11 protein-coding genes are annotated in these 20,704 nt (G+C 74.0%); 9 read left to right on the top strand and 2 right to left on the bottom strand.

Features of this window, described 5'->3' with window-relative positions; all coding sequences use genetic code 11:
- The 9 genes from ACFWGZ_RS00935 to ACFWGZ_RS00895 form a co-directional block, all read left to right on the top strand.
- Positions 1-1,574: AMP-binding protein (locus ACFWGZ_RS00935; RefSeq protein ID WP_382449370.1), on the top strand; the 1,574-nt coding region annotated here is incomplete at its 5' end.
- 11 nt (positions 1,575-1,585) lie between these two features.
- Complete coding sequence (locus ACFWGZ_RS00930) at positions 1,586-5,371, top strand: condensation domain-containing protein (RefSeq protein ID WP_382449369.1); 3,786 nt, start codon at positions 1,586-1,588, stop codon at positions 5,369-5,371.
- 20 nt (positions 5,372-5,391) lie between these two features.
- Positions 5,392-9,114 (top strand): AMP-binding protein, encoded by a 3,723-nt coding sequence (locus ACFWGZ_RS00925; RefSeq protein ID WP_382449368.1) that lies wholly within the window; start codon positions 5,392-5,394, stop codon positions 9,112-9,114.
- The gene (locus tag ACFWGZ_RS00920; RefSeq protein WP_382449367.1) at positions 9,102-10,379 is read left to right on the top strand and encodes an ATP-grasp domain-containing protein; all 1,278 of its coding nucleotides are present in this window, start codon (positions 9,102-9,104) and stop codon (positions 10,377-10,379) included. Before ACFWGZ_RS00925 ends, ACFWGZ_RS00920 begins: the two co-directional genes overlap by 13 nt.
- 23 nt (positions 10,380-10,402) lie before the next feature.
- Positions 10,403-11,938 carry a condensation domain-containing protein gene (locus ACFWGZ_RS00915; RefSeq protein ID WP_382449366.1) on the top strand — a complete coding sequence of 512 codons (1,536 nt, stop codon included), beginning with the start codon at positions 10,403-10,405 and terminating at the stop codon, positions 11,936-11,938.
- Positions 11,935-12,639: a thioesterase II family protein gene (locus ACFWGZ_RS00910; protein WP_382449365.1), complete on the top strand. Its 705-nt coding sequence runs from the start codon at positions 11,935-11,937 to the stop codon at positions 12,637-12,639. Before ACFWGZ_RS00915 ends, ACFWGZ_RS00910 begins: the two co-directional genes overlap by 4 nt.
- Positions 12,640-12,661: 22 nt before the next feature.
- A complete protein-coding gene (locus tag ACFWGZ_RS00905) occupies positions 12,662-13,486 on the top strand; it encodes an SDR family oxidoreductase (RefSeq protein ID WP_382449364.1) in 825 nt (274 codons plus the stop codon).
- Positions 13,483-16,140, top strand: a complete 2,658-nt coding sequence (locus tag ACFWGZ_RS00900; RefSeq protein ID WP_382449363.1) for an amino acid adenylation domain-containing protein — start codon at positions 13,483-13,485, stop codon at positions 16,138-16,140. Before ACFWGZ_RS00905 ends, ACFWGZ_RS00900 begins: the two co-directional genes overlap by 4 nt.
- Before the next feature lie 2 nt (positions 16,141-16,142).
- Positions 16,143-17,561: a methyltransferase gene (locus tag ACFWGZ_RS00895; RefSeq protein ID WP_382449362.1), complete on the top strand. Its 1,419-nt coding sequence runs from the start codon at positions 16,143-16,145 to the stop codon at positions 17,559-17,561.
- A gap of 9 nt (positions 17,562-17,570) precedes the next feature.
- Here the strand turns inward: ACFWGZ_RS00895 and ACFWGZ_RS00890 are convergent, their stop codons facing one another.
- Together ACFWGZ_RS00890 and ACFWGZ_RS00885 are read right to left on the bottom strand one after the other, a co-directional pair.
- A complete protein-coding gene (locus tag ACFWGZ_RS00890) occupies positions 17,571-18,083 on the bottom strand; it encodes a GNAT family N-acetyltransferase (RefSeq protein ID WP_382449361.1) in 513 nt (170 codons plus the stop codon).
- A 517-nt stretch (positions 18,084-18,600) separates the two neighbouring features.
- The gene (locus ACFWGZ_RS00885; protein WP_382449360.1) at positions 18,601-20,691 is read right to left on the bottom strand and encodes an acetate--CoA ligase family protein; all 2,091 of its coding nucleotides are present in this window, start codon (positions 20,689-20,691) and stop codon (positions 18,601-18,603) included.
- Positions 20,692-20,704 lie beyond the last annotated feature (13 nt).

Here is a 20,704-nt window from a genome sequence, read left to right as displayed (position 1 = left end):
TCGCCGCGCTGGGCACGATGGCCGCGGGCGCGGCCTACGTGCACGTCGAACCGAGCGACCCGGATCCGCACGTCGCGTCCGTGCTCGCCGCGACGGGTGCGAGCGCCGTGCTGACGGATCGGGCGAACCACCGGCGGCCGGCGGCGGCCACGGTCCCCTCGTGCGTGCTGGACGACGAGAAGCCGTCCGCTCCCTACGTCCCCCCGGACGACCTGGGCACGACGGATCTCGCCTACCTGGTGCTCACGTCGGGCTCGACGGGCACGCCGAAGGCGGTGGAGGTCGAGCACGGCGCGCTGCTCGACTACTGCGCGGCGTTCTCCCAGGAGATCGCCCCGCAGGCGCCGGACAGCTACGGGATCACGACGACCTTCGCGGCCGACCTGGGCAAGACGTGCGTGTACGGGGCTCTGCTGTCGGGTGCCCGGCTCGACGTCTACAACCGGGAGACCACGCTCGACGCCGCGGCGTTCGCCGCCGAGCTTCAGGCGCATCCGGTGGCGTGCCTCAAGTTCACGCCGTCGCACCTGGAGGTGCTCGCGAGCGAGACGGACCTGGGCGGCCTGCTGCCCTCACGCCTGCTGCTCGTGGCGGGCGAGCCGTTCCCGCCCCGCCTGGCCGCCGCGGTGCTGACCGCGCGGCCCGATCTCGCCGTCTACAACAGCTACGGCCCCGCCGAGACCACCGTCGCCGTCCTCATGCACCGCGTGACGGAGGCGGATCTCGCACGCGAGCGGATACCGGTCGGTCACCCGCTGCGCGGCGTCACGATCCGGCTGACCGGCCGGGACGGGCGCGAGGCCGCACCGGGAACCGCGGGTGTGCTCACGGTCAGCGGCACCTGCGTGGCCCGCGGTTACCGGGGCGACGCGGCACTCACCGGGACCAGGTTCGGCACGGACGGCGCCGTTCGCTCGTACCGCACCGACGACCTGCTGGTCAGTCACGACGGATCGCTGGAGTTCCTCGGCAGGGCCGACCGGCAGCTGAAGATCCGGGGCAACCGGGTGGAGCCCGCCGAGGTCGAAGCGGCGCTGCTCGCGCTGCCCGGTGTGCGGCAGGCCGTCGCCGCCGGCGTCCGGCAGGTGCCCGACGCGCCGCTGGAACTGGTCGCCTACGTCGTCGGCGCCGTGCGGCCGGCCGATCTCGCCGGCCGGTTGCACGGCACGCTGCCCGCCGCGCTCGTCCCGAGCCGGATGCACGTCGTGACGAGCATCCCGTTGGGTCCCAACGGCAAGGCCGACGTCGAGGCGCTGCGGGCCGCGGCCGAGGCCGAGCAGCCGGCCACCGTGCGGACCGAGCTGCCCAGGACCGACGTGGAACGGCAGATCACCGAGATCTGGTCCGCGGTGCTCGGGCGCACCGGGATCGGCAGGAACGACCGGTTCCTCGAGATCGGTGGCGACTCGTTCAAGCTGCTGGCGGTCTTCGGCAAGCTGCGCCGCAGTTTTCCCGCCATCGGCATCGCGACCCTCTTCGCGCATCCCAGCATCGCGGAGCTGGCGTCGGTGCTGGAGACCGGCGGCCGCCCGCACGCGCCGGCCGCCCCCGCGGTCCCCGTGGTCGAGCTGTGAGGACGAAACCCATGACACCTCCCCCGGCCGACAACGCCGTCGCGGTCATCGGCCTCTCGTTCGAGCTGCCCCGGTGCGGCGACCTGGACGGGCTCACCGAGGTCCTGCGCAAGGGGACGAGCTGCCAGGGACCGCTGCCACCCGGCCGCGCCGCGATCACCGGTGTCACGGTGTCCGAACAGGACCGGCACGTCGCCTGGCTGACCGACGTGACGGGGTTCGACCACCGGTACTTCGGCCTGTCCCGCGCCGAAGCGGAGCTGATCGACCCCCGGCAGCGGCACATGCTCCGGCACGCGGTCGGGGCCGTCGGCAACGCGGGCTACTCCCCCGCCGAGCTGCGCGGCCGGGACGTCGCGGTGCTCGTGGCGGCGTTCGGCGGGCCGCACCCGACGTTGTTCGACCTCCTCCCCGAGGCCGACCAGGCGAACGGTCTCGCGTTCACCGGCAGCATGCTGGCCTACGCCGCCGGCCGGGTCGCCTACCACCTCGACCTGCACGGTCCCGCTCTGGTGGTCGACACCTCCTGCTCGTCGTTCCTGGTCGCGCTCCACGAAGCGCGGTGCAAGCTGGCGCGCGGTGAGACCGAGGTGGCGCTCGTCGGCGGCTTCACGCTGCTGCTCGGCACGCCTCCCCAGCGGACCGCGGCCGGGGAGGGGCTCGGTGTGCTGTCGCCCGCGGACCGGTGCAGCCCGTTCGACGCGGCCGCGGACGGCACGGCGCTGGGCGAGGGCGGCGGGTTCGTCGTCGTCAAGCGGCTCGCGGACGCCCTGCGGGACGGGGACACCGTGCACGCGGTGATCCGGGGCAGCGCGGTGAACCAGGACGCGGGGCGCCGCAACGGCCTCACCGCGCCCAGCCCCGTCGCACAGGCGCAGGTGCTGGCGAAGGCGTGGCGGGACGCGGACGTCGACCCGGCCGCCATCGGCTACTTCGAGGCGCACGGCACGGGCACCAGGATCGGCGACCCGATCGAGGTGCAGGGGCTGCTCACGGCGCTGGCCGGCCGTCCGGACCGGGACACCGGCCCGGTGATCTCCTCGGTCAAGGGCAACTTCGGCCACCTCGGCGCCATGGCGGGGTTCGCCGGACTGGTCAGGGTCATCGCGCAGTTCCGCGCCGGGGAGATCTTCCCGACCGCCCACTTCCAGACCCCCAACCCGCTGCTCGAGCTCGGCGACCCGCCGTTGCGGATCGCCGGACCGGGTCAGCGCTGGCCGGCGACCGGGCCCAGCCTGGCGGGCATCAGCGGCTTCGGGCTGAGCGGCACGAACGCGCACCTGGTGGTCGAGGAGCCTCCTGCGGTCCCCACACCGCCCGCACCGGAGGGCCGGCAGGTGATCGTGCTGTCCGCGCGGGACGAAGCAGGCCTGCGGGATCTGACCGCACGGCTGAGGGCCGCGGTGGCCGCCGACCCCGGCGCGTTCGACCTGGCCGCCGCGGCGGACGTCCTCGCGCTGGGCAGGGAACACCTGCCGGTCCGGCTGGGCCGGGTGGTCCGCGACGCGCACGAGCTGCTCCACGAGCTGGAGTCCGCCCCGGTCGCGGCCGGCGGGCCCCCGCCCGCACTGGTGCTCGGCTTCGGCGGGCACGACGGCGATCTCGCCGGGCCCGAGGTGCCCGCGGCGGCCTGGCCGGTGATCGGCCGGGTGGTCGCCGAGGCCGAACAGCACCTCCCGGCGGCCTCGTGGTCGCCCGCTCAGCGGCACGTCGTCCGGCTGGTCGGCCTGCACGCCGTCCTGCGCGCCGCCGGGGTCGAACCGGACCTGGTGCTCGCCCACGGCGCGGGTGCGGCGGCGGCCAGGGTCGTGGGCGGGCAGAGCACCCTCGCCGAGGCACTCGCCGCCGCCGGGGACCCGGCACCGCTCGCCCCGCCGGACGGGGAGCGGATCGGCTCGGCGCTCGCCGGGTTCACCGCCGGGGTGGCGGTGCTCGACCTGGCACCGGGCAGCGGGTTGTCCGGGGTGCTGGCGACGCTGCCCGGACCGCGCGTCACATCCGCGGGCACCGCGGAGGAGATGCTCTGCACCCTGCACACCAACTGCTTCGAACTCGACTGGCGGACCGCTCTCGGGCGGCCGCCGAGGCGCCGCGCCGAACTCCCCGTGGCCGCGCTCGGTGCGGAGCCCTGCTGGCCCGCGGTCCTGTCGGGCGAGCCAGAACCGGGGCCCGAGGACACCGCGCCCTCCGGCGGGGTCGAGGAGACGGTGCTCGCCCTCGCCCGCGCGCTGCTCAAGGAACCGGGGTTGCGGCCGGAGGACGACTTCTTCGAGCGGGGCGGGAACTCGCTGAACGGCACCCAGCTGATCAACCGGATCAACGAGCGGTTCGGCACCGACCTGGGCGTGCTGGACCTGTTCGACAACACCGACATCGCGGCGCTGGCCGCCGCCGTGGCGGAGGAGGCCGGGGAGGTCGTTCCCCCGCCGGTGCCCGAGAAGCGCCCCTCGGCCACGCTGTCCGGCCAGCAACGCTCGATCTGGTCGGCGATCCAGCTCGCGCCGGCCTCGGGCGCCTACAACCTGCCAGGCGCCTTCCTGCTGGACGGCGAACCGGACGCCGGCCGGGTCGCGGACCTGCTGGAGGCGCTGGTCCGCCGGCACGAGATGTTCCGCGCGTCGCTCGAGGACACCCCGGACGGTCCCGTCCAGACGATCCACCCGTACGAGTCCGTGCCCGTGGTGCTCGAACACCGGGAGGCGGACCTCACCACCGCCACCGGCGGGACCGCGGACCTCGTCGCGTGGCTGGAGGAGGTGGCCGCCGAACCCCTGCCCCTGCACGACCGGCCGCCGACGCGGTTCCAGCTCGTGCGGGCCCGGTTCGCCGACCACCACCGGCACGTGCTGATGATCACCGCGCACCACCTGTTCTTCGACGGCTGGTCGTGGCGGATCGTGCTCGAGGAACTGGAGACCGGCAGGCCCGTCCCGCAGTCGTCGTCGTCGCGGAGCTACCGGGACTTCGTCGGCGAGCAGCAGGCGATGCTCGCCGGCGAGCGCGGGCAGCGGCTGACCCGGTTCTGGTCCGGCTACCTCGGCGGCGGGCGCCCGGTTCCGCTGCCGACGGACGACGCCCCGCTGTCCTCCTCCGCGCTGTCCATGGCGGGCGCGCACCTCCCGCTGCGGATCGACTCCGGCCTCGCCGCGCGCCTGCAGCGACTCGCCCAGGCCGAACGCGTCACGTTGCAGATGGTGCTGCTCGCCGCGTGGGCCGCCCAGCTGTGGAAGATCAGCGGCGAGCGGGACGTCGGCGTCGGCACCCCGGTGGCCGGCCGGCAGCCCGCCGACGAGGCGGTGATCGGCAACTACGTCAACATGATCGTGGTCCGAGTCCACGTGCGACCCGAGGAACCGTTCAGCTCGTTGCTGGCCGCGGTGCGGGAAGCCTCGATGGCCGCCCACGCGCACCGCGACCTCCCGTCGGACCACATCCTGCGGGCCGCGCGGCTCGCCGACGCGGCTCCGCTCGCCACCAGCGTCCTGAACTTCCAGAGCGGGTTCGCACCGTTGCGCCGCATCGCCGGGCTCGGTCCCGCCGAACTGCTCGACGTCGACACCGCGGGCGCCAAGTTCCCGCTCAACATGGCGATCCTCGAATACGGCGCGGAGTTCCAGGCCCGTTTGAAGTACGCCGTCGACCTGTTCCGGGTGGAGACGGTGCAGGCCTGGCTGGACGAGTACGACGGGCTGCTGCACCGGCTCGGCGACCTGCAGGGCACCGCCGACCTGTTCACCCTCTTCGGCTCACCCCGCCGACGCCCTGATGCCGCCACGCCGCCGGAGTTCCGGTTCTGAGCAGCAAGGAGTCACCGCGCATGTCCACTGCCGAAACCGTGCTTCCCGACCGCGAGTTCTGGTCGCTGCGCAGGGAGGCGCTCGCCGCGGCGGCGAACGAGGTCGCGGACGTGCTCGGCACGGGCCGCCCGGACGTCACCGCCGCGGTCGCCGAAGCCGTCCGCCCGCTGCCGCCCGCGACGGCCGCCCTGCTCGCGCGGGTGACCGGCGGCGACCCCCTGCTGCGGTGGGCGGCGCTGGCCGGCGTGGTCTCGCTCGTGCTGCGCCGGTTCGGTGCCGGGGCGCCCGTCGTGCTGATGAGCGGCGACCCGGTGCCGGCCGGGCTGCCGGTGCTGCTGCAAGCCCGCCCCGGGGCCACCTTCCGCGAGTGGCTCACGACCGTCGTCACGACGACCGCCGAGGTGCTCGACCACGACCGGGTCGACGGGACGGCGTTGCGGGCCTTGCTCGGCGACCACGTGCCGATCGCGGTCGGTGCGCCGGGCGAGAACGATGCCGCCGTCACGCTGCACCTGGTGGACGACCGCATCAGGGTCCGCTCCGCGGTGGTGCCCGCGGACCTGCTGGAGCGGCTGGCCGGTGCCACGACCGCCGTGCTCGACCAGGGACTGTCCGATCCGGACCGGCCGCTGCGCGGCATCGACGCGCTCGGCGAGGACCTGCGCCGCCGGGTGCTGGCCGAGTTCAACGCCGCTCCCGCACCCGCACCGCTGACGTCGCTGCGCGACCGGGTGCTGGCCAACGCCGCGACCCGCCCGGACGTGATCGCGGTCCAGGACGCCACGAGCAGGATCACCTACCGGGAGCTGCGCCGGGACGCCGCGGTGATCGCACGCGGGTTGCGCGCGTCGGGCGTGGGCGCGGACGACGTCGTCGCGGTGGCCGGGGCACGCGACGCCGCAACGCTGGTGGCGGTGGCCGGCGTCCTGCTCTCCGGCGGCGCGCTCGCGGTGGTCGACCCGGCCGCACCGCGGGCAGGCCGGGTGCTGGACGTGGCGAAGGTGGTGCTGGTCTCCGGGGACGCCGACCGGCCACCGGCCTCGGCCGTCGTGGGCGTATCGGACCTCGTGGCCGCGGCACCGGACGCCGAACTCCCCTCGCAGGCGCCGGCACCGGACGACCTGGCGTACCTCACCGCCGGCTCGGCCGAGATCGTCTGCGTGGACCACCGGTCGCTCCTGGCCGCCGTGTCGGCGCGCGTGAGCGATCACGCCCTCCGGCCCGGCGTGCAGGTGGTGCAGACCCTCCCGTTGACGTCGCACATCTCCATCGGGCAGCTCTTCGCGAGCCTGGCCGCCGGTGCCACGCTCCGGCTGGTGCCCGGCGGCGCCGTCACCGATCCCGCCGCGCTGGCCGAGGAGCTCACCGCCTCCGGCCGCCACCACGTCGAGCTGACCCCGCCGCTCATCGCGGCCGTGCTCGACCACCTGCCGCGCACCCCGAAACGCGTGCTGCGCCAGGTCGTCGCGACCGAGCCGCTCCCCACGGGCCTCGCCCGCCGGTGGCAGCACGCGGCCGCCGGCGACACGCTGCTGGCCTCCTACGGCCCCGCCGAGGCAGGCGGGCACGCCACCGGACGTCCGGCACCGCACTCCGCCGGCCGGCTACCGGCCATCGGACGGACCCTGCCGAACGCGCGGATCTACTTGCTGGACAACGACCTCCAGCCGGTTCCGCCCGGTGTCACCGGCGAGCTGCACGTCGGCGGGGACGGCGTCGCGCGCGGCTATCTCGGCGCCCCGGCGGCGACGGCGGCGGCGTTCCTCCCGGACCCGTTCGCCGCGGAACCCGGCCGGCGCATGTTCCGCACCGGCGACCGCGGCCGGTGGACCCGAGACGGCGGCGTCGAGTTCGTCGGGCGCGAGGACACCCGCACCACCGTGCGCGGACGCCGCGTCGACCTCGGCGAGGTAGAGCACGTGGTGCTGTCCATTCCGGACACCGCGTGGGCCGTCGTCGAACCGGTGCCGGACGGGCAGTCGCACCGGCTGGTCGCGTTCGTCGCCGCACGGCCGGGCAGCGCGGTGGACGTCGACACGATCCGGAAGTTCGCCGCCGACCGGTTGCCACCGCACGCGGTTCCCGGCGAGACGCGCGTGGTCGGCACGATGCCGCACACGCCCGACGGGCGAGTCGACCGGGCGGCGCTGCGGGCGCTCGCGGCCGAACCCCTGCCGGACAACGGTGTGCTCGCGCCCCGCACCGAGACCGAGCGGTACCTCTGCGACCTGTGGGCGCGCTACCTCGGCCTGGACGAGGTCGGTGTGGACGAGGACTTCTTCGAGCTGGGCGGGGACTCGATCCTGGGCATCAAGATCGCCCACGAGGCGCGCGGGCACGGGTACCGGCTGCGACCGCGCCACGTGCTCGAGTTCCGCACGATCGAGGAACTGGCCGTCGTGGCCGGTGGGGGTGACGCGGACGACGGCACCGAAGGCGAACCGGCGCACCAGAGCGTGGACGTCGCACCACTGGCCCCGGCCCAGCGCGCGTTCTTCGCGCGTGACCTGTCCCGGCACGACCACTGGAACAACAGCCTGCGCTTCCCGGTGCTCGCGCCGCTCGGGACCGATCGGGTGGAACGAGCCGTGCGCCTGCTCGCGGACCGCCACCCGGCCCTGCGCACCCGGTTCGCGCCGGACGGCCGCGACCGGCTCGTCCAGCGGGTCGGCACCGAGCCTCCCCCGGTGACCGAGATCGACCTGCGCGACGCACCGGCCGAGCACGCGACCGGCCGGATGCACGACGAGGCGGACCAGCTCCAGCGGTCGCTGGACCTGCGGACCGGCCCGATCGGCTGGTTCGCCCTGGTGCGGACGCCCGCGGGGACACCGGACCAGCTGCTGGTGGTCCTGCACCACGCCGTGGTCGACCTCTACTCGTGGGACGTCATCGCCGCGGAGCTGTCGGCGCTGCTGCGCGACGGCGACGCCCGGTCGCTGCCCGCACCGACGACGTCGTTCCCCGCGTGGTCACGGCGGCTCGCCGACCAGCGTCCCGGCAGCTTCGACGTGTCGTACTGGCTCACCCGCGACTGGTCCACGAGCGTGTCCGTGGTGCCGTCCGCGCACCGCGGCCGGGAGAGCGCGGCCCGGGAGCTCACCGCGGAGCTCGACCAGGAGACCACCCGATCGCTGCTCGCCGGGCGGCAGAGCGGTGGGCTCAGCACCTACGAGCTCCTCGTGGCCGCCCTGGGGACCGCGTTCGGCGCGTGGCTCGGCGGCACCCCGGGCGCGGTGCCGGTGTTGCTGGGCGGGCACGGCCGCGAGGACCTGTTCGCCGACGTCGACCTGAGCAGGACGGTCGGCTGGTTCACCAGCACCTACCCGTTCCTGCTGCCCCTGCCCGGTGATCCCGGCTACGCCGAGCACGTGGCCAGCGAGCTCCGCGCCGTGCCGCGCAACGGTTTCGACTTCGCCGTGGTCCGCCACCTCGCCGAGGACCACGAGACCGGCAGGCGGCTCGCGACGCTGCCCGCTCCCCAGGTCACGTTCGACTTCGCCCGGACCCGCACGGCCGCGCCGACGCCGGCGGGCGCCCCGCTCGGCGCCGCGCACTGGGACGGAACCGGGCGGGACCGGCCGGCCGACGCGCTGCGCGACCACGCGATCCAGGTGTTCACCACGCTGTCCGGCGAGACCCTTTCGGTGACCGTGCGGTGCAGCGGGGAGCTCGTCCCGGCGGACCGGCTCGGGCACCTCGTCCAGCTCTTCCTGGAGGAGGTGCAGCGATGCGCCCGTTGATCGTGGTCTACGACGAGGGCTCGGTGGCCCCGAGCGAGATCGCCGTCGGCCTCGCGGAGGTCTCGCCGTGCGTCTTCGCGGTCGGGCCGACGCCGCACGCGCGCGCCATGGAGCCGCTGTTGGAGCAGTTCGGCCCGGTGGTGCGGGTGGAGTCGGCCGTGACGGCGGCCGAGCAGCTCGCCGCGCACTCCCCGCGCGGGATCGTGACGTTCAGCGAGCGCGCGCTGCCCGTCACCGCGGAGCTGGCCGAGCGGCTCGGACTCCCCGGCAACAGCCGGGCCACCGTCGCACGGCTCACCGACAAGTGGTTGCAGAGGTCCGCGCTGCGCGCGGCGGGAGTCGACACCGTCCGCTCCTACCGCATCGCCGCCGAGCAGGACTGGGAGCCCGCAGTCGGCGAGGTGGGGCTGCCCGCCGTGCTCAAGCCCGCGAACGGCGGGGCGAGCCGGAACACCTACCTCGTGGAGGACGGCGCGACCGGCCTCGGTGAGGTGCGTCGCCTGCTGGCGCAGGACGCGGCCGGTTTCGTGCCCGGTGGCGCGCTCGTGCTGGAGGAGTACCTGCGCGGCAGGCCCTCCGCGCCGTTCGGCGACTACGTCTCGGTCGAGAACCTGACCGTCGACGGACATGTCCTCGACGTGGCCGTCACCGGGAAGCTGCCGCTGCTGCCGCCGTTCCGGGAGAGCGGGTACTTCGTGCCCGCCCCGCTTCAGGCCGGCGAGGAGGCCGAGGTCCGCACGCTGGCACGGGCCGCGATCACCGCGCTCGGGGTGAGCTCCGGGTTCACCCACACCGAGGTCAAGCTGACCGGGCAGGGCCCGCGGCTGATCGAGGTCAACGGGCGGCTCGGGGCGGGTGTCCACGACCTCGTCGGCCGGGCGCACGGCGTCGACGCCGTCACGCTGGCCGGACGGGTGGCGCTCGGCGAGCGGGTGGTGCTCGACCACCCGCGGGCGCGCCGGGTGTACTTCCAGATCTTCCACCCGGCCCCGCGCCGCCCGTGCGAGCTGGTGGCCGTCGAGGGCGCGCGGGAGGTCCGGGAGCTGCCGGGCGTGACCGTGCACCGCCCGTTCCTCAGGCCCGGCACGGCCATCGCGGGCGGCGTGCAGACCGAGCGGCTCGGCGTCGTCACCGGCGAAGCGGGCGACAGCGACGAGCTGGCGGGCCTGGTGCGCGAGGTCAACGCCCGTCTGCGGTACCGCTTCGCGTTCGCCGGCTCGCCGGAGACGCGCTCCGTCAGCGCGGCGGAACTCGGTGAGCTGTGACCACGCGAACAGGAGGACGGGACGTGCGCGAGAACGACGAGCCGGCGAAGGAGGCGGTCCTGCTCGCCGAGATCTGGCAGGACGTCCTGCGAGTGGACCACGTGGCGCCGGACGACGACTTCTTCTCCCTCGGCGGCGACTCGCTGCTCGCCATCAAGATCGTCTCGGCGGCGCAGGAACGCGGTCTGCCGCTGACCCTGCTGCACCTCTTCCGCAACCCCACGCCGCGCGGTGCGGCTTCCGCGGGTCCGGTCACCCGGCCCGCCGCACCCGCCGCGCTGCTCGCTCCGGAGGACCTGGCCCTGGTGCCCGAGGAGGCCGAGACGGCCTATCCGGCGACGCGGCTCCAACTCGGCCTCGTCTACACGAGCCTCGCGACCGCGGGCGAGCTCTACGTCGACGTGGTCTCCCGGGTGGTGAACCTGCGCCTGGACGCATCGGCGTTGCGGACCGCGCTGGACACGATGTCGGCACGCCATCCCGCGCTGCGCACCCGCTTCGACCTGGCGTCGTTCAGCGAGCCCGTGCAGGTGGTGCTGCGGTCGGCACCGCTGCCGCTCACGGTCGCCGAGCACGGGACGGACGACCACGAGGCGGTGATGTCGGAGCTCGCCGCGCCGTTCGACCCGGAGACCGCACCGCTGATGCGGGTCCACGCGGCCGCGGCCGGCGAGGCCGCGTTCCGGCTGTCGTACTCGTTCCACCACGCCGTCCTCGACGGGTGGAGCGAGTCGGTCTTCCTGCGCGAGCTGGTGACGATCTACGCGGCCCTGCTGCGGGGCGGCCGGCTCGATCTCGCCACCCCGGCTCCGTTCGCGGAGTACGTCCGGCTGGAGCGGTCCGCACTGTCCGATGTAGAGTCACGACGGCATTTCGCCTCCTTCCGGGGGCATCAGCCGGCGACCACCCGCCCGCTGCCCGGCCGCGCCGCGCTGCGCAAGATCATCGGGACGGTCCCCTCCGCCGACGCCGGTGGGCTCGCCCGCCGCGGCGCCGACTGGGGTGTGCCGATGAAGAGCCTGCTGCTGGCCGCGTGCATGGTCACGGTCGGGTCCGTCTGGCAGGAGGCGGACCCGACCGTGGGGCTGGCGGTCAGCGGACGGCCCGAGCTGCCCGGCGCCGACCTCACGCTGGGGCTGTTCCTCAACCACCTGCCGGTCCGGTTCGAGACCGCGGGCGCGTCCTGGCGCACGGCAGCCGAGCGGGCGTTGCGCGCCGAGAACGAGTTGCTGCCGCACCGGCGGTTCCCGTACTCGGAGATCCGGGCCCTCGCGGGCGGTGAGACGTTCGAGGTGTCGCTGAACTACATGCGGTTCCACAGCCGCGACGAGCTGCTCGACGCGGGTCTGGTCGCTCCCGAGGAGGACATGCGCGACCACACCGACCTCCCCGTCCGCGTCGAAGCGTTCGACGATCCCCGCGGGCTCGGGCTGAGCCTGCTGGTGACGGTGGACGTGGCGCGCTACGGCGAGGACCTGCCCCCGCGCCTGCTCGACGGGCTGCTCGCGGCCCTGCACGAGATCGCCACCGACCCCGCAGAGGAGGCGTCGGCCCGATGACCGGCGAACGAGATGTCACCCTGATCTGCCTGCCGTTCGCGGGCGCCGGCGCGTCGTTCTTCCGGCCGTGGGCCGCCCTCGCGGGCGACCACGTGGAGATCGTCGCGCCCCAGCTGCCCGGCAGGGAGCGCCGCATCGACGACGAGCCGTACCGGTCGGTGCCGGCCGCCGCGGAAGGGCTGCTGCCCGAGGTCGCCGACCGGTTCGTCCCCGGCCGGTCGCTGGTGCTCTTCGGGCACAGCCTGGGCGCGGTGCTGGCCTTCGAGCTCGCCTGCCGGCTCGCGGCCCGCGGCTTCGTGCCGGACGGGCTGGTGGTCAGCGGATCGCCCGGCCCGTGGTCGCCTCGCGAGCAGCGGGCGACCGGTCTGCCCGACGACGAGTTCCTCGGGCGCGTCCAGGAGTTCGCCGGGTACTCGCACGCGGCGCTGGCGGACCCGGAGATGCGCGAACTCGTCCTGCCGGCGCTGCGGGCCGACGTCGAGATGCACGAGAGCTACCGGCCCGGCCACGACACCCCGCTCGCGGCACCGATCGCCGCGATCCGCGGGTCCGACGACCACCTCGTCAGCGCGGAGGAGGCCGGTCAGTGGGCACGGGCGACCGCGAAGGACTTCGTCCTGGTCGAGGCACCCGGCGGTCACATGTACCTCACCGACGACGCGCGGCACGTGCTGCGGCAGGTCGAGTCCATCGGCGCGTGAGCCGATCCACGAGGAGGCAGCAATGCGGCTTGCCGGCAAGGCGGCCATCATCACCGGCGCCGCGCGCGGGCTCGGGCGGGCGTGCGCGGTCGCGTTCGCCCGCGAGGGCGCCGGTGTCGTGCTGGTCGACATCGCCCGGGACCTGCCGGGCGTCCCGTACCCGCTCGGTTCGGCCAGCCAGCTCGCGCACACCGCGGACCTCTGCCGCGCACAGGGCGCGATCGTGCTGACCGCCGAGGCCGACGTGCGGGACTCGGCAGCGGTCGCGGACGTCGCCAGGACCGCGCACGACCGGTTCGGCAAGGTCGACGTGCTGGTGAACAACGCGGGCATCGCCGCGCCGTCGGGGAAGCCGGCGCACGAGATCTCCGACGACGAGTGGCAGCTCATGATCGACGTGGACCTGTCCGGCGCGTGGCGGATGACCCGTGCGGTAGCGGGCATGATGACGGCCGCCCGCGCGGGCAGCATCGTCAACGTGGCGTCGACCGCCGGGCTCGTCGGGTACCGCCACTTCGCGGGCTACGTCGTCGCCAAGCACGGTCTGATCGGACTGACCAGGGCGGCCGCGCTGGACTACGGGCCGATGAAGGTCCGGGTGAACGCGCTGTGCCCCGGTTCGGTGCGCGACGCCGGGTGGGTCGAGGGCCGGATGCTGGCCGAGATCGCACGGGCGCTGGACGTCCCGGTGAGCGAGCACGAGGACACGTTCGTCCAGGCGCAGCCGATGAACGCGTTGATCGAACCGGAGGACGTCGCCTCGGCGGCGGTCTGGCTGGCGTCCGACGAGTCCCGCCAGGTCACCGGGACCGTGCTGACCGTCGACGGGGGGTTCACGGCCCGATGAGCACCGCACACCTCCACGCCCTGCACGTCCGGACGCCGGGGCCGGTCGACCCGGCGGCGGTCGCCGGGCGGTTCGCGGCGATCGTCCACCCCGTGCTCGGCCCCGCCGCCGCGCTCTGGGCCGAGACGACTCCCGCGGACGCGGTGAGCCGCCGCATCGACGCCGAACTCGCCCTCCCGGTGCCGGCCGGTCTGCGTGCGACGCTGCTGTGCCACGACGGGCAGGCGGATCTCGTCGTCGTCACGCGTCCCACCACCCTGGACCGGACTGCGCTGCACCAGCTCGCCCGCGCGCTGCTCGACCCGGAGGTGCCGCCCCCGGCCTGGTCGCCCGGCAGCACCCCAGCCCCGGCGGTGCCCACGACCGCGCCCCGGTGGGGGCTGGGCGGACCGGCGGGCGGCGGTGAGGTCGTTCCCGAGTCCGGCGGTGACCCCGCGACCTGGCTGGCGGCGCTGGCCGTGGTCCTGGCCCGGTACCAGGACGAGGAGACCGCGTTCGCGGCCGTCCTCCCCGCGCAGGGGCAGGCGGGCGCGCACGTCGCCGTCGGTGCCGGAGCAGGCCAGGACACGCTCGGCGACCTCGTGCGCCGATTCCGCGCCGAGACAGCGCAAGACCCGCGTCCCGTCGCCGCCGGCCTGGTGTTCGACGCCGGGTGCCCTCCCGGTGCCACCTCGTACCGCCCCTGGCTCGCACCTCCGTTCCCCCTGACCATCGGAGTCGGCGAGACGCTGCGCTACGTGCACGACGAGAGCGTCGCGCCCGCGATCGCCGCCCAGTTCGTCCGCCACCTCGCGACCGTCCACCGGCAGGTCGTGGCGTCACCGGACCTGCCGGTCGCCGACACCGGCCTGTTCGACGCGGCGGAGCGGCACCGGATCGCCGCCCTCGGCAGCCCTTCCCGAGCGGTGCCGCGCAGCGCGGACCGGATCCAGGACGTGTTCGCCCAGCGCGTCGCCGAGCGGCCCGACGCCATCGCGCTGTCCGGTGAACACGCCCGGCTCACCTACCGGGAGCTGGCCGAGCGGTCCGACCGGCTGGCCGACGGCCTGCGCCGGCTCGGCGTGCGGGCGGGCGAGCAGGTCGGCATCTGCCTGGAGCGCTCACCGGACCTGGTCGCCACCATGCTCGCCGTGCTCAAGGCCGGCGCCTGCTACGTCCCGATGGACCCGTCCTACCCGGTGGACCGGCTGGCCCACACCGCGTCCGACGCCGGGCTCAAGGTCGTCGTGACCACAGTGGACAGACTCTCCACGGCCGCGGTCACGCCCGACCAGCTGGCGTCCTCCACCGGTGCGCCGCCCATGCCTCCGGAGAACTCCACCACAGCGGCCGATCCCGCCTACGTCATCTACACGTCGGGTTCGACCGGGCGCCCCAAGGGGGTCGTCGTGCCGCACGCCAACGTGATCAGCCTGCTGGCGGCGACCCGCGACGACCTGCGCCTGGTTCCCGAGGACGTCTGGACCCTCTTCCACTCCAGCGCGTTCGACTTCTCCGTCTGGGAGATCTGGGGCTGCCTGCTCACCGGGGGACGCCTGGTCGTGGTGCCCTACTGGGTGTCGCGCTCGCCGGAGGAGTTCCACGACCTGCTGGCGGACGAACAGGTCACCGTCCTCAACCAGACCCCGTCGGCGTTCGCCGCACTGTCCGATGTGGACCGGTTACGGGCACGAGCTCTCCGGGTGCGGCTGGTGGTCTTCGGCGGCGAGCCGCTCGACACCAGGGTGCTGCTGCCCTGGTTCGACCGCCACCCGGAGGCGGCGTGCCGCGTGGTCAACATGTTCGGCATCACCGAGACCACCGTGCACGTGACGGCCGCGACGGTCACGCGGGCAGCGGCACTGGCCGCGTCGCGGTCGGTCGGCACCCCCCTGCCCGGCTGGAGCCTGCACGTGCTCGACCCCGCCGGGAGACAACTGCCGCCCGGCGTCGCGGGCGAGATCCACGTCGGCGGTGCCGGAGTCGCCCTCGGCTACCTCGGCCGCCCCGGACTGACCGCGGAGCGGTTCGTCCCCGACCCGTTCGGCGGCGGCCGGCTCTACCGCAGCGGCGACCTGGGCCGGCTGCGCCCGGACGGCACGCTCGAACACCTCGGCCGGATCGACAACCAGGTGAAGGTGCGCGGCTTCCGCATCGAGCTGGACGAGATCCGCGCTGTGCTGCTGGAAGACCCGGCGGTGCTCGCGGCAGCGGTCGTGCTCCGCCCCGGTGACGAGGCCTCCCAGGCCATCCACGCCTACGTGGTGCTGGACGGCTCGTCGGGCGACGAGGTCCGCAAGCGCGCGGCCCGCATCCTCCCCGGCCACATGGTGCCCGCGGCGGTCGTTGCCGTGCCGAACCTGCCGCTGACCGTCAACGGGAAGATCGACACCGACCGGCTGCCCGCACCACCGAAGCCCGCCGCGCCGCCCCGGCCCGCGGACCAGGCGGACGACCTGGTGCGCAGCCTGCAGGAGGTGTGGAGCGCGGTGCTCGGCCTCGACGTCGGTCCCGACGACGACTTCTTCGACCTCGGGGGCAACTCGCTGAGCGCGGTGCGGATCACCGCCAAGGCACGCGAACGGCACCTCCCGGCGACACCGCTGCGCACCCTCTACCAGCACCCCACCATCCGCGGGCTGGCCGACGCGGTCCGAGACCGGCACCCGGAGTGACCATGACGCCCGAGCAGGACCCCGAGCAGGCCGCGCTCGAACAGGCGGTCATCGCCGTGTGGAGCGACGTGCTGGGCCGCGATGACGTCGGCCCGGCCGACGAGTTCGGCGAGCTGTGCGGCGCGGACCTGTCCACGGCGGTCCGCGTGACCACCTTGCTCAACCAGCTGCTGGGTACCGGACTCACCGTCATGAAGCTGTTCGCGGAAGGCACGCCCCGACGGCTCGCGTCGACACTGGGCGCCCTGGGGATCGCCGCACCTCCGCTCGCCACCCGGCACCGCGCGGCGGACGACGCCGGTGGCGTGCAGGGCTACTGGGAGACGACCTACCGGTTCCGCAACCCCCACCAGCAGGACCGGTTCAACACCGCGGGATGGACGGACAGCACGTCCCTGACCTCGTTGCCCGAGAAGTACATGCGGGAGTGGACCGAGTGCACCGTGGCGCGCGTCCGCGGTCTCGAGCCGCGACGTGTCCTGGACATCGGCTGCGGGACGGGCCTCATCCTCTTCCGGCTCGCGGCCGACTGCGAGCGCTACGTGGGCGTCGACTTCTCCTCGGTGGCCGTCGAGCAGGTCCGGGACGCGCTCGCGGCAGAACACGAATACGACCACGTGGACGTCGTGCACGCGGACGCCCGGCAGGCCGCCAGGCTCACCGCGGAGACGTACGACCTGGTCCTGCTCAACTCGGTGGTGCAGTACTTCCCCGACACCGACTACCTGGCCGAGGTGCTGACCGGCGCAGTGCGGCGGCTCGAGAGCGGCGGAACACTGCTCCTCGGCGACATCAGGGACCGACACCTCCACCAGGCCATGCGCGTCGAGGCCGCGGCCGGCCACGACGACACACCGGTGGACCTGGTGCGGCTGGCGGTCGAGCAGTCGGCCGCGTCGGACTCCCCCTTGCTGCTGACACCGTCGGAGCTGTGCCGCATCGCCGGCACGACCGGTGCCGACTTGTCGTGCACACCGCTGGTGCGGCGGGGTTCCCACCCGACCGAGATGAACCGGTTCCGCTACGACGTGGTGCTGACCCTGGACGACGAACCCGCACCGCGGCCGGACACCGAATTGCGGTGGCACGGGCAGTCGCTCGACCAGTTGCTCGACTCGACCGGCGGCAGCCTGGTGCTCAGGCAGGTGCCCGACGCGCGGAACTTCCCGGCCGTGCGCCTGGCGGAAGCCGTCGACGCCGCACCCGCCGGCAGCACCGTGGGAGAGCTGCGCGCCGGCCTCCGCCCCGTGCCGTCGATCGATCCGGAGGAGACGTGGGAACTGGGCCACCGCAAGGAGTTCGGCGTCGCGATCGGGCCATCGGACGTCCCGGGTCTCGTGGACGTGGCCTTCCACCGCGGTCACGACGACCGGGCAACAGCCCGGCTGCTCGCTCGGAAGTGCCCTCAACAGTCGGAGTGACGTCCGGACCTACGCGTCCGCCTGCGGTCCGACGTCGGAGTGCACCCAGATGAGGCAGTCGTGCCACACGTCGCGCTCGGGATCGTCGGAGACCCAGGAACGGCAGTGGGCGGCCACCCGTTCCTCAAGCCGGTACCCGGCCTTCCGGGCGACCTGCTGGGAGGCGACGTTGTCCGGGTTGATCTCCAGCCACACCCGCGCCACCCCGCCGTCGCGGTGGGCGCGTTCCGTGACAGCCCGCACCATCCGCACCGCGACACCACGTCCCCGCGCTTCGGGCCGCACCCAGTAGGCGAGCTCGACCCCGCCCTCGTCGTCCAGCATGAACCCGACCGCACCGGTAAGCCGCCCGTCCTCGACGAGCCCGTAGGAGGTCTGCCGACCCGCGGGCAACGTCCAGGACTCGAGCGCGGACTCCGCCTGCGCCGGCGAGTGCGGCCCCAAGGGCCGGGCGCCCCACAACGCCCTGCCCGTTTCCTCCCTGGTGGCCTCGACCACCAGGGAGGCATCGTCAGGTGTCAACGTCCGCAAGCGTGAACCGCCGAGATCCAAGTCGAGCTCCACCCCGCCGAGTATTCCGGGCCGCACCCGTTCTCGGCCAAAGCAGGAACACCGCGCTCGGATCCGCCTGCCCGCCGCGCGACCCACCGCGCCGCAACGCGCTTTCGGCGCGGCAGGACAACGGGTCGCGTCGGGCACGGCAGTCAGACGGGCGTGTGTTCCCGCTGCAGGTTGGCGTCTGTGTTGCAGGAGTACTGCTTCAGGATCGCCGTCCCCGCTGCTCAGCCAACGCACGGCGTTGGTCCTGCTACTCGCTACGCTCGCCGGTATCGGCGCCGGAGCGCTTATGGTGCAGGCAGGCACGGCGCGGACGCCGCATTGGTGCGCCTGGCTCCTCATCAGTGCCACGGGAGTCGTCAACTGGCTCATTAGCGGCGACTGAAGCGTTCTCGTAGCAGGGAGACCCGCACCTCTCGGTAACCGACGTCCCTCCGACACCGCTCGCTGCCGGACTCGTTCCGTGCGCGGACGTCCTCGGTCAGCCGACAGCCGGCCGCACTTGCGGCATCACCTGCCGTACAAGCGCGTCCAGCGCCACCGCGCCACTGCGGCGCACCAGCACCGGATTGGCCTCGGCCTCGACGACCTCCGGCACCCCGGCGAGCTCGGACATCGCCACCACCGCGTCCGCCAACGCGTCCAGGTCACCAGCCGGAGAACCGCGGTGGCCCTTGAGCACCACGAGTCCCCTCACCTCGTCGATCATCTCGAGCGCTGTCTCGCGATCGACCGGGGCGAGACGGACGGCCACGTCGTCGTACAACTCGGCCTGCACGCCACCGGTGGAGAGCACGACCACCGGACCAACGTCCTGGCTGCGCCGGAATCCGACGAGCACCTCGCCGACGCCTGGTTCGGCCATCGGCTGCACGAGGACGCGGTCGACGGTCACGCCGGCCAGGCGGGCGACGTCCGCGACGATCCGATGGCCGGCCTCACGTACCCCGTCGGCGTCGGCAATGTTCAGCACGACGCCGCCTACATCGGTCTTGTGCGCGAGCTGGTCGGACAACGCCTTGACCACCACGGGGAAGTCGAACGGCAGCTCGACGTCGTCGAGCGAGGCGGTCTTGAGGACCACCGACGGCAGCACGGGCACGCCGGCCGCCGAGAGCACCTCGGCCGATGCCTGTTCGTCGACGAGCTCCGGCTCACCGGGCGGGCACACCCCGATCCGTTCCGGGTCGATCGTGGTGGTACGCCGGGCGAATGCGGCGGCGACGGCATCGGCGCACGTCTCCGGAGTGCGGAAGGCGGGAACACCGGATGCTGCCAGCAGTGCGGCGGCGTCCGGGGCGTCCGGGAGCGCGAACCCGACGACGGGCACGGCGTGACCACCGCAGTCGGCCAGCGCCTGCACGGCGAGTTCGGGGTTGAGGCGCGCGGACGATCCGATCACGAACACGACGAGGTCGTACTCGCCGCTGTCTTGCAGTTCGCGCAGGGCAGCGGTGACGACGTCGTGCCGTGCGCCGGCCAGGCCGAGGTCGGAGATCAAGCTGTGCGGCACAGGGGCACCCGCCGCCGCCATGCGGGCGACCAGGTCGTGGCTGGGCGCCCGCACGGACACCCCGCGCAGCGCGAGCTGATCGACCATGATCGCCGCCCCGCCGCCGGTGGTGGTCACGACGCCGACGCGCGGGGTGCGCGGGCCGCTGCCCGCCGCGATCCGGGTGAGCAGCGCCGGCGCCTCGGCAAGGCCTTCGAACGTGTTCACCCTGGTGAACCCGCAGGAGCGGAAGAACGCGTCCGCCTCGGTGTCCTCGCCGGCCAGCGCGCCGGTGTGGGACACGGTGAGCGCCGCGGCCTCTTCGGAGCGGCCGAGCTTGTAGACCGCGACCGGTTTGCCCGCCCGGTGCGCCGCAGCGGCGAACTCCGCCAAGTCACGGGAGTGGCGCAACGACTCGAGAAACAGCGCGTAGGAGGTGATCTCGGGGTCGTCGAGCGTCGCCGCGCAGATCTCACCCAGGGACAGGTCGGCCTCGCCGCCGGTCGACACGAGTCCCGCGAACCCGATCCCGCGTCCTCGCGCCCGGCTGACGAGTGCGCCGATCACACTGCCGGACTGCGAGGCCACGAAGATGCCGCCACGCGGGGTGTCCGGTTCACCGAACGCGGCGTTGCCGGTGAGCATCACACCGTTGCGCGGGTTGACGACACCGAGGCTGCTCGGACCCACCACCCGCGTCGGCCCCTGTGCGGCCGCGGCACGCAACCGGTCCTCCCGGGCGAGCCCCTCCGCGCCCTCCTCGGCGAAGCCCGACGACAGCACGGTCACCACCGGTACTCCGAGCGCCGCGGCCTCGGCGACCGCCTCGACGGCCGCGTCCGCCCCGGTCATCACGTAGACGTGGTCGGGCACGCCGGGCAACGCCGACAGACTCGGGTACGCCTTCTCCCCCTGCACGGTGTCCCGGCGCGGGTTCACGAACCACGCGATGCCGCCATAACCGGCCTGGGCGAGAAACCGCTGTGGCCGGCCGGTGGTTTTCCTCGGATCGTCGGAGGCACCCACGATCGCCACGCTCGCGGGGTGGAGCAGGGCGGCGGCCAAGGGGATCTGGCTCATCGGTTCTCCTCAC

The sequence above is a fragment of the Lentzea sp. NPDC060358 genome, from assembly GCF_042725365.1.
Taxonomy (GTDB): domain Bacteria; phylum Actinomycetota; class Actinomycetes; order Mycobacteriales; family Pseudonocardiaceae; genus Lentzea.
Note: the sequence above shows the minus strand (reverse complement) of the source record. Positions and strands in the feature narration are given on the sequence as shown.

Bases quoted from the DNA above. Each gene is read 5' to 3' on its own strand.
- ACFWGZ_RS00930 (WP_382449369.1), top strand. From the start codon at position 1,586: ATGACACCTCCCCCGGCCGACAACGCCGTCGCGGTCATCGGCCTCTCG.
- ACFWGZ_RS00925 (WP_382449368.1), top strand. From the start codon at position 5,392: ATGTCCACTGCCGAAACCGTGCTTCCCGACCGCGAGTTCTGGTCGCTG.
- ACFWGZ_RS00920 (WP_382449367.1), top strand. From the start codon at position 9,102: ATGCGCCCGTTGATCGTGGTCTACGACGAGGGCTCGGTGGCCCCGAGC.
- ACFWGZ_RS00910 (WP_382449365.1), top strand. From the start codon at position 11,935: ATGACCGGCGAACGAGATGTCACCCTGATCTGCCTGCCGTTCGCGGGC.
- ACFWGZ_RS00905 (WP_382449364.1), top strand. From the start codon at position 12,662: ATGCGGCTTGCCGGCAAGGCGGCCATCATCACCGGCGCCGCGCGCGGG.
- ACFWGZ_RS00900 (WP_382449363.1), top strand. From the start codon at position 13,483: ATGAGCACCGCACACCTCCACGCCCTGCACGTCCGGACGCCGGGGCCG.
- ACFWGZ_RS00895 (WP_382449362.1), top strand. From the start codon at position 16,143: ATGACGCCCGAGCAGGACCCCGAGCAGGCCGCGCTCGAACAGGCGGTC.
- ACFWGZ_RS00885 (WP_382449360.1), bottom strand. From the start codon at position 20,691: ATGAGCCAGATCCCCTTGGCCGCCGCCCTGCTCCACCCCGCGAGCGTG.